At 55.7% G+C, this 8,849-nt stretch carries 12 protein-coding genes; all 12 read left to right on the top strand.

Annotated elements, in window-relative coordinates:
- A partial coding sequence (locus tag AQS70_RS02365) for a cbb3-type cytochrome c oxidase subunit I (protein WP_187331766.1) occupies window positions 1-634 on the top strand: 634 nt, incomplete at its 5' end.
- Between the two features lie 10 nt (window positions 635-644).
- Window positions 645-1,253 (top strand): cytochrome-c oxidase, cbb3-type subunit II, encoded by a 609-nt coding sequence (gene ccoO, locus AQS70_RS02360; protein WP_055101329.1) that lies wholly within the window; start codon window positions 645-647, stop codon window positions 1,251-1,253.
- Window positions 1,254-1,268: 15 nt separating this feature from the next.
- Window positions 1,269-1,463 (top strand): CcoQ/FixQ family Cbb3-type cytochrome c oxidase assembly chaperone, encoded by a 195-nt coding sequence (locus AQS70_RS02355; protein WP_055101337.1) that lies wholly within the window; start codon window positions 1,269-1,271, stop codon window positions 1,461-1,463.
- On the top strand, window positions 1,456-2,394 hold the full coding sequence (gene ccoP / locus AQS70_RS02350; protein WP_055101328.1) for a cytochrome-c oxidase, cbb3-type subunit III: 939 nt from the start codon (window positions 1,456-1,458) through the stop codon (window positions 2,392-2,394). Before AQS70_RS02355 ends, ccoP (AQS70_RS02350) begins: the two co-directional genes overlap by 8 nt.
- Before the next feature lie 298 nt (window positions 2,395-2,692).
- Window positions 2,693-4,135 carry a cytochrome-c oxidase, cbb3-type subunit I gene (gene ccoN / locus AQS70_RS02345; RefSeq protein WP_055101327.1) on the top strand — a complete coding sequence of 481 codons (1,443 nt, stop codon included), beginning with the start codon at window positions 2,693-2,695 and terminating at the stop codon, window positions 4,133-4,135.
- A 2-nt stretch (window positions 4,136-4,137) separates the two neighbouring features.
- Window positions 4,138-4,746 carry a cytochrome-c oxidase, cbb3-type subunit II gene (ccoO, locus tag AQS70_RS02340; protein ID WP_055101336.1) on the top strand — a complete coding sequence of 203 codons (609 nt, stop codon included), beginning with the start codon at window positions 4,138-4,140 and terminating at the stop codon, window positions 4,744-4,746.
- 5 nt (window positions 4,747-4,751) lie between these two features.
- Complete coding sequence (locus AQS70_RS02335) at window positions 4,752-4,949, top strand: CcoQ/FixQ family Cbb3-type cytochrome c oxidase assembly chaperone (RefSeq protein ID WP_055101326.1); 198 nt, start codon at window positions 4,752-4,754, stop codon at window positions 4,947-4,949.
- Window positions 4,946-5,923, top strand: a complete 978-nt coding sequence (gene ccoP, locus AQS70_RS02330) for a cytochrome-c oxidase, cbb3-type subunit III (protein WP_055101325.1) — start codon at window positions 4,946-4,948, stop codon at window positions 5,921-5,923. The genes AQS70_RS02335 and ccoP (AQS70_RS02330) overlap by 4 nt, the downstream gene beginning before the upstream one ends.
- A 78-nt stretch (window positions 5,924-6,001) precedes the next feature.
- Window positions 6,002-6,253 carry a type II toxin-antitoxin system Phd/YefM family antitoxin gene (locus AQS70_RS02325; protein WP_055101324.1) on the top strand — a complete coding sequence of 84 codons (252 nt, stop codon included), beginning with the start codon at window positions 6,002-6,004 and terminating at the stop codon, window positions 6,251-6,253.
- A complete protein-coding gene (locus AQS70_RS02320; protein ID WP_055101323.1) occupies window positions 6,253-6,663 on the top strand; it encodes a type II toxin-antitoxin system VapC family toxin in 411 nt (136 codons plus the stop codon). The genes AQS70_RS02325 and AQS70_RS02320 overlap by 1 nt, the downstream gene beginning before the upstream one ends.
- A gap of 212 nt (window positions 6,664-6,875) precedes the next feature.
- Window positions 6,876-8,291: a cytochrome c oxidase accessory protein CcoG gene (gene ccoG, locus AQS70_RS02315; protein WP_055101322.1), complete on the top strand. Its 1,416-nt coding sequence runs from the start codon at window positions 6,876-6,878 to the stop codon at window positions 8,289-8,291.
- Window positions 8,292-8,303: 12 nt separating this feature from the next.
- Window positions 8,304-8,843, top strand: coding sequence for a FixH family protein (locus tag AQS70_RS02310; protein ID WP_055101321.1), 540 nt, complete (start codon window positions 8,304-8,306; stop codon window positions 8,841-8,843).
- The last annotated feature ends 6 nt before the right edge of the window (window positions 8,844-8,849 follow it).

Below are 8,849 nucleotides of genomic sequence, written 5' to 3'. Positions count from 1 at the left end.
ACCAGACTGGGCGCAGTCGCTGGGCATGGTGATGTCGCTGCTTCTGCTGGCCCCCAGTTGGGGCGGCATGATCAACGGCATGATGACGCTCTCGGGCGCTTGGCATAAGTTGCGCAGCGACCCGATCCTGCGCTTTTTGGTGGTGTCGCTGGCGTTCTACGGCATGTCGACCTTTGAGGGCCCGATGATGGCTATCAAGACCGTAAACGCCCTCTCCCACTACACCGACTGGACCATCGGCCACGTGCACGCCGGAGCCTTGGGCTGGGTGGCGATGATTTCGATTGGCGCGCTGTATCACATGATTCCTAAAGTCTTCGGTCGCCCGCAGATGTTCAGCATCGGCCTGATCAACGCGCACTTCTGGTTAGCCACCATCGGCACCGTGCTGTACATCGCCTCGATGTGGGTCAACGGTATCGCTCAGGGCCTGATGTGGCGCGCCGTCAACGCCGACGGCACGCTGACTTACTCCTTCGTCGAAACCTTGGTAGCCAGCCATCCGGGTTATGTGGTGCGCCTGATCGGCGGGGTGATCTTCCTCAGCGGCATGTTGCTGATGGCTTACAACACGTGGCGCACCGTGCGTCATGCCGAGCCAGCTGACGTTGTCGCTGCTGCGCAGATGGCCTGAGGAGTCCGCCATGAAACACGAAATAATTGAAAAAAATATCGGCCTGATGCTGTTGCTGATGATTTTGTGCGTGAGTGTCGGCGGCCTAACGCAGATCGTGCCGCTGTTTTTCGAGGACGTGACCAACACCCCAGTGGAAGGCATGAAGCCCTACACCGCACTGCAACTGGAAGGTCGTGACGTTTACATCCGCGAAGGCTGCGTGGGCTGCCACTCACAGATGATCCGCCCGTTCCGCGCCGAAACCGAGCGTTATGGGCACTATTCGGTGGCCGGTGAAAGCGTGTGGGATCACCCGTTCTTGTGGGGCTCCAAACGCACCGGGCCAGACCTTGCACGGGTCGGCGCTCGCTACTCAGATGACTGGCATCGCGCGCACTTATACAACCCGCGCAACGTTGTCCCTGAATCGAAAATGCCCGCCTACCCGTGGTTGGTGTCGACACCGGTGGATAGCCGCCATACCGCGAAAAAGCTCGAAGTCATGCGCACCCTGGGCGTGCCTTACTCCGACGAAGAAATCGCTAACGCCAAGCAGTCGGTCAAAGGCAAGACCGAAATGGACGCGTTGATCGCCTATCTGCAAGTGCTCGGCACTGCCATCAAGAGCAAGAGGTGAGCCATGGTCTTTGACATGAGTAGTGGAACGATTCGCGGGCTGGGCACACTGCTGGTGGCGGTGGCTTTTATCGGTCTGGCGCTATGGGTATTCAGCCCGCGGCGCAAGTCAGAGTTCGACGACGCGACCTTGCTGCCCTTCAAGGATGACCCGCAGGCCATCAAGCAGGTCGAGCAAGAGCAAGCGTCCAGGAGTAAAAAGAATGTCTGAGTTCTGGAGTATTTACGTCAGCGTGCTGACCATTGGCACCTTGGTCGGCCTGACTTGGCTGTTGTTCAGTACGCGTAAAGGCGAGAAAAAAAGCGAGACTCACGAAACCATGGGTCACAGCTTTGACGGCATTGAGGAGTACGACAATCCGCTGCCACGTTGGTGGTTCTTGTTGTTCATTGGCACGCTGCTGTTCGGGGTCGGGTATTTGATTCTTTACCCCGGCTTGGGCAATTGGAAAGGTCTGCTGCCAGGTTACGATGAGGGCTGGACCGGTGCCCGCGAGTGGGAAAAAGAGATGGACAAGGCCAACGCTACATTTGCACCTATTTTCGCCAAATACGCGGCCATGCCCGTGGAACAGGTCGCTCAAGACCCGGCAGCCCTGAAAATGGGCGGTCGACTGTTCGCGTCAAACTGCTCGGTATGCCACGGTTCCGACGCCAAAGGCGCGTTTGGCTTTCCTAACCTTACTGACTCGTCGTGGCGCTGGGGCGGTGATGCCGGCACCATCAAAGCTACGATCATGGCCGGGCGCATTGGCATGATGCCCGCTTGGGGTGAGGTGCTGGGTGAGAACGGGGTGAAGAACGTCTCGGCGTATGTTCGTCACGACCTCGCGGGGCTGGCGCTGCCACAGGGCACATCGTTCAATCTGCAGGCCGGTAAACAGGCGTACGACACCACCTGCGTGGCCTGTCACGGCGCTAACGGCAAAGGCAACCCGCTGTTGGGCGCGCCGGACTTAACCGCACCTTCCTCGTTTATTTACGGCACTAGTCTGGCGCAATTGCAGCAAACCATTCGTCATGGTCGCCAAGGCCAGATGCCCGCGCAAAACGAACTGCTAGGTAATGACAAAGTGCAATTGCTGGCCGCGTACGTGTACAGCCTGTCGCACGTCAAATCCGAGGATGAAACAGCCGAATAATCCACTTCGTTGCGGGAGCGGCGACACACCGCCCCGCAAAGATGTATACAACACTGTGAACAATGTTCTGGACATTCCCCGCCTGCTCTTTTACTTTCTCCCCCAGCGTCGCCTTGTCATAGCCTTGCACTTGGCATTTTTTAAGCGGCTATTTTGACTCTGCCAACCTAGTAAAAAGGCTCTATAACAAGCCTTTCAAGAGATAAATTTAGGTTTGGCTTCGTTGCAATAACCCTATGCTTTATCCTTGCTTGCGATCGTTTTGCCCCTAAAAACTATAAAACCGTGGAACCTTGCAATGAGCACAGCAATCAATCGGACTGCTTATAACTATAAGGTCGTCCGCCAGTTCGCCATCATGACGGTGGTCTGGGGAATCCTTGGCATGGCCCTCGGGGTTTTTATTGCGTCACAACTGGTGTGGCCCGAACTGAACTTTGACCTTGAATGGATAACTTTCGGTCGTCTGCGGCCCTTGCACACCAACCTTGTGATTTTTGCCTTTGGCGGCTGTGCATTGTTTGGCACGTCCTACTACGTAGTGCAGCGCACCTGTCAAACACGACTGATTTCCGACACATTGGCTTCGTTTACGTTTTGGGGCTGGCAAGCGGTTATTGTCGGAGCAATCATTACCTTGCCGCTCGGTTACACCACCAGCAAAGAATACGCAGAGCTGGAATGGCCGTTAGCTATCCTGCTGGCCATCGTCTGGGTGGCCTATGGCATTGTCTTCTTCGGCACCATTACCCAACGTAAAACCAAGCACATTTATGTGGGCAACTGGTTCTATGGCGCGTTTATTGTGGTGACGGCCATGTTGCATATCGTCAACCACGCGTCATTACCAGTGAGTTTCTTTAAGTCTTACTCAGCGTATGCAGGCGCGACCGACGCCATGATCCAGTGGTGGTACGGCCATAACGCCGTGGGGTTTTTCCTGACGACTGGCTTCTTAGGCATGATGTATTACTTCGTGCCCAAGCAAGCAGAACGTCCGATTTACTCGTATCGGCTGTCTATCGTGCACTTCTGGGCGTTGATTACTCTGTACATCTGGGCCGGCCCGCACCACTTGCACTACACCGCATTGCCTGACTGGGCGCAGTCGCTGGGCATGGCCATGTCGATTATCTTGCTGGCCCCAAGCTGGGGCGGGATGATCAACGGGATGATGACGCTGTCGGGCGCTTGGCATAAGTTGCGCACCGACCCGATTCTGCGTTTTCTGGTGGTGTCTTTGGCGTTCTACGGCATGTCGACCTTTGAAGGCCCGATGATGGCGATCAAGACCGTCAACGCCCTCTCCCACTACACCGACTGGACCATCGGCCACGTTCACGCCGGGGCGCTGGGCTGGGTCGCGATGATTACCATCGGCTCTATGTACCACATGATCCCGCGCCTGTATGGCCAACAGCAGATGTACAGCGTTCGCCTGATTAACGTTCACTTCTGGCTGGCCACCATCGGCACCGTGCTTTACATCGCCTCGATGTGGGTCAACGGCATTACTCAGGGCCTAATGTGGCGCGCCATCAATGAAGACGGCACGCTGAGCTACTCATTCGTCGAATCATTGCAAGCCAGCCATTGGGGCTATGTGGTGCGCGCTATTGGCGGGGCAATTTTTGCCAGTGGGATGCTGTTTATGGCCTACAACGTGTGGCGCACGCTGCGCGCCTCAAATCCGCAACAAGCTGAAGCCGCGAGCCAGATCGCTGTCGTGGGGGCCCACTGATGATCAAGCACGACACAATCGAGAAGAACATTGGTCTGATGGCCTTGCTCATGGTCGTTGCTGTGAGTATCGGCGGCTTGACGCAAATCGTTCCGCTGTTTTTCCAAGACGTAACCAACAACCCGGTTGAGGGCATGAAGCCACGTAGCGCGTTGGAGCTTGAAGGTCGCGATATTTACATCGCCAACGGCTGTGTGGGGTGTCACTCGCAGATGATTCGCCCATTCCGTGCCGAAACCGAGCGTTATGGCCATTATTCGGTGGCCGGTGAAAGCGTGTGGGATCACCCGTTCTTGTGGGGTTCCAAGCGCACTGGGCCGGATCTGGCTCGGGTTGGCGGGCGTTACTCCGATGACTGGCATCGCGCGCATTTATACAACCCACGCAACGTGGTGCCGGAATCCATCATGCCGGCTTACCCCTTCCTGGTTGAGCGCACGCTGGACGGCAAAGAAACGGCTAAAAAAATGGAAGTGTTGCGTACCCTTGGCGTGCCCTACACCGATGCAGACATTGCCGGTGCCAAAGAGGCGGTCAAAGGCAAAACCGAAATGGATGCACTGGTGGCTTATCTCCAGGGCTTGGGCACTCTCATCAAGAGCAAACGGTGATCTGAATGGATATCGGGATGATTCGTGGCCTGGGCACATTGGTGGTGATGGTGGCGTTTATCGGTTTGGCCTTGTGGGTGTTCAGCCCTAAACGTAAGTCCGAGTTTGACGACGCAACGATGTTGCCGTTCAAAGACGACCCCGAAGCCGCCAAGCACGTCGAGCAAGAGCAAGAGCAAGCGTCCAGGAGTAAAAAGAAATGACTGAGTTCTGGAGTCTGTACATCACAGTCCTCACCCTGGGTACGATCTTCGCTTTGACCTGGTTGTTAGTGGCCACGCGTAAGGGGCAGCGCAGCGAGGAAACCGACGAGAAAGTCGGCCATGCCTACGACGGGATCGAAGAGTACGACAACCCACTGCCCAAATGGTGGTTCATGCTATTCGTGGGCACCATCATCTTTGCTCTGGGCTATTTGGTGTTATACCCAGGCTTGGGTAACTGGAAAGGCTTGCTACCGGGTTATGACCACTTGGACAACCAAGAGAAAACCGAGTTTGCCAATGGCCAGACCGGCTGGACGGGTGTACATGAGTGGGAAAAAGAAATGGCCACAGCAGACGCCCACTATGGGCCGATCTTCGCCAAGTTCGCCGCCATGCCCATCGAGGAAGTCGCCAAAGACCCACAAGCCCTGAAAATGGGGGGGCGCTTATTCGCATCTAACTGCTCGGTGTGTCATGGCTCAGACGCCAAGGGTGCCTATGGTTTCCCCAATCTGACCGACGCCAACTGGCGCTGGGGCGGCACTCCCACTGACATCAAGACCTCCATCATGGCGGGCCGACATGCGGTGATGCCAGGCTGGAGCCAAGTCATCGGCGAACAAGGCGTCAGTGACGTAGCGGCTTACGTGTTGACCAACCTTGACGGGCGCAAGCTACCGCAAGCAGTCAAAGCCGATCCACTTAAAGGCAAGGCCATCTACGCGACCAACTGCGCGGTCTGTCACGGCCCAGAAGGCAAAGGCAACCCGTTAATGGGCGCACCTGATCTGACCCACCCAGGCGGGTTCATCTATGGTTCGAGCTTCGCTCAGTTGCAACAAACCATCCGCGTCGGGCGCCAAGGTCAAATGCCAGCCCAAGCCGAGTTACAAGGCAACGACAGGGTTCACCTGCTGGCCGCCTACGTGTACAGCCTGACCCACACTGATGAGGCCGAGCCAAATGAGTAACGCGGCGTTTTAGGGATGGTCGAGCTTGCTCAAAGGTAGTAACGTTACTACATTCGTTTTTTGGAGGAGAACCACTCCATGACCATCACTACCATTTCAAGCCGCGAATTCAATCAAGACACAAGCGGTGCCAAAAAAGCGTCGCAGCAAGGACCTGTTTACATCACTGATCGTGGCCGCCCTGCCCATGTACTACTATGCATGGAGGAGTACCAAAGACTCACCGGCCTAAACACCAGCATTGTCGATCTGCTCGTAATGCCCGAGACAACGCCGGTTGAATTTGAACCCGAACGCGCCATTATCGCGTCACGTCCAGTGGACCTCTAATGTTCCTGCTTGATACCAACGTCGTGTCAGAACTTCGCAAAACCCAGGCCAACCCATCGGTGGTCGCCTGGGCTAATAGCGTGCCAGCCTTTAAGTTGTACATTTCAGCCATCACTCTGCTTGAACTTGAAACCGGCATTCTGCGTTTGGAGCGCCAAGATCCCCAGCAAGCCGCCCCCTTGCGAAACTGGCTCGAAACCCATGTGGTGCCAGCGTTTGCAGGGCGTGTCTTGTCGATTGACAGCGTTGTTGCCAGGCGTTGTGCACGCCTGCATCTGCCTGACCGCAGCAACGAATGTGACGCCCTGATCGCAGCAACAGCCTTGGTGCATGGCATGACAGTCGTGACCCGTAATCTGCAAGATTTCATCCCAACCGGGGTGCCTTTACTCAACCCATGGGAGCCTTGATTCGAGATTTCGACACTTCATCGGCGCCATAAGTCAATTGATCTAGGTCATGACTGATCGTAACGCCTATACCAGTTTTTTGCTTTTCGGAACGCGACCAAAGGTCGCACCTCTGGGGTATAGCCGCAGGGGTATCATTGCGCCATTGCAACACTTTCTGACCGCGGTTGGCACGTACTGGCCGTGGCATCTCACTGCCGTGGTAAGCCCTTATGAGCGATAGAATTCCGGTCCAAAACGTCACGCCGCCAGCCACTAAAACCTCTGACAGCATCGACCTGTACGCTGCTCGAGAAGCCATCTACACCCGCGCCTTCCACGGGTTTTTCCGTAACGTGCGCATGGTCGGGGGCGGCCTGTTGTTCTTACTGTATTTCGGCACGGTGTGGCTCAACTGGGGCGGTCATCAAGCCGTTTGGTGGAACCTGCCCGAACGCAAATTCTTTATTTTTGGCGCCACGTTCTGGCCCCAGGATTTCATCCTGCTCTCGGGTTTATTAATCGTCGCGGCCTTTGGCCTGTTCTTTATTACCGTGTATGCAGGCCGAGTGTGGTGCGGTTATACCTGCCCGCAAAGTGTTTGGACGTGGGTCTTCATGTGGTGTGAAAAAATCACCGAAGGCGATCGCAACCAGCGAATCAAACTCGACAAGGCGCCGATGAGCGTTAACAAATTCGTGCGCAAGCTCAGTAAACACACGCTGTGGCTGCTGATTGGCTTTGTCACCGGCATCACTTTTGTCGGCTATTTCGCACCGATCCGCGAACTAATTTTCGAGTTCTTCACCGGCCAAGCAGATGGCTGGGCTTATTTTTGGGTCGGTTTCTTCACGCTCGCCACTTACGCCAACGCAGGCTGGTTACGCGAACAAGTGTGCGTGTACATGTGCCCTTACGCGCGGTTCCAGAGCGTAATGTTCGATAAGGACACGCTGATTGTGTCTTACGACCCACGCCGCGGCGAAGTGCGCGGGCCGCGCAAAAAAGACGCTGACTACAAGGCTCAAGGCCTAGGTGACTGTATCGACTGCACGATGTGCGTTCAGGTCTGCCCGACGGGTATCGACATTCGCGACGGCTTGCAGATTGAGTGCATCGGCTGCGCAGCCTGTATTGATGCCTGCGATGACATCATGGACAAAATGCACTACCCCCGCGGCTTGATCAGCTATACCACTGAGCACAACTTGTCGGGGCAGCAAACCCATACACTGCGCCCGCGCTTGATCGGTTACGCACTGGTGTTGCTGACCATGATCGGCCTGCTGGCCGCGGCTTTCTTCACCCGCTCACTGGTCGGCTTTGATGTCAGTAAAGACCGCGTGCTGTTTCGCGAAAACGCCGAAGGCCGGGTCGAAAACGTCTATAGCTTGAAGATCATGAACAAGGACCAGCGCGACCACACCTACGTGCTGCAAGCCAGCGGCTTGCCCGACTTACAGCTACAAGGCAAACGCGAAATCAAAGTCGCAGCAGGCGACAGTGTCAGCCTGCCGGTGGAGTTATCGGTTGCACCCGAGCAACTGCCCTCCAGCACCAACGAGGTGTTTTTCACCCTTGAAGATATCGACAACAGCGACATCAACGTTAAAGCCAAGAGCCGATTCATCGGCCCATCTATCCGCTAAGAGTACTTATCCATGCCCGCAGCAAACGCCTACAGCCCTTGGTACAAGCACATTTGGCCGTGGATCATTATTGCGATTCTCGCGTGTTCGGTGACGCTGACACTGTCGATGGTGAGCATTGCCGTTAACAACCCGGACAACTTGGTTAACGACAATTACTACGAGGCTGGCAAGGGGATTAACCGCTCGCTAGACCGCGAATTACTCGGTCAATCTCTGCAGCTCAAAGCCAAGTTGCGCTTGGACGAATTGACCGGCGAAGTGGTGCTGTTGCTCGAAGGCAACAGCCAGCCGCAAACGCTGGAGCTGAACTTGATTTCGCCCACCCAACCTGAAAAGGACCGCGGGCTCATCCTAATCCAAAGCCCATCAGCACCAGGGCGTTACACCGGCCAATTGGATGACAAGGTTGAAGGGCGTCGCTTTGTCGAGCTGCTGGGGGTTGCAGGCGGCAAGACGTGGCGCCTGTTTGAAGAAGAGCTGGTCGATCATGATAAAGACCTGATGCTCGGCGATGAGCCGATTCAAGGCGCAGAAGATCGCAAGAAGTAACTGTAT

The organism is Pseudomonas endophytica (assembly GCF_001411475.1).
In the GTDB taxonomy this organism is placed as follows: Bacteria; Pseudomonadota; Gammaproteobacteria; order Pseudomonadales; family Pseudomonadaceae; genus Aquipseudomonas; species Aquipseudomonas endophytica.
This window is presented reverse-complemented; position numbering and strand designations above follow the sequence as displayed.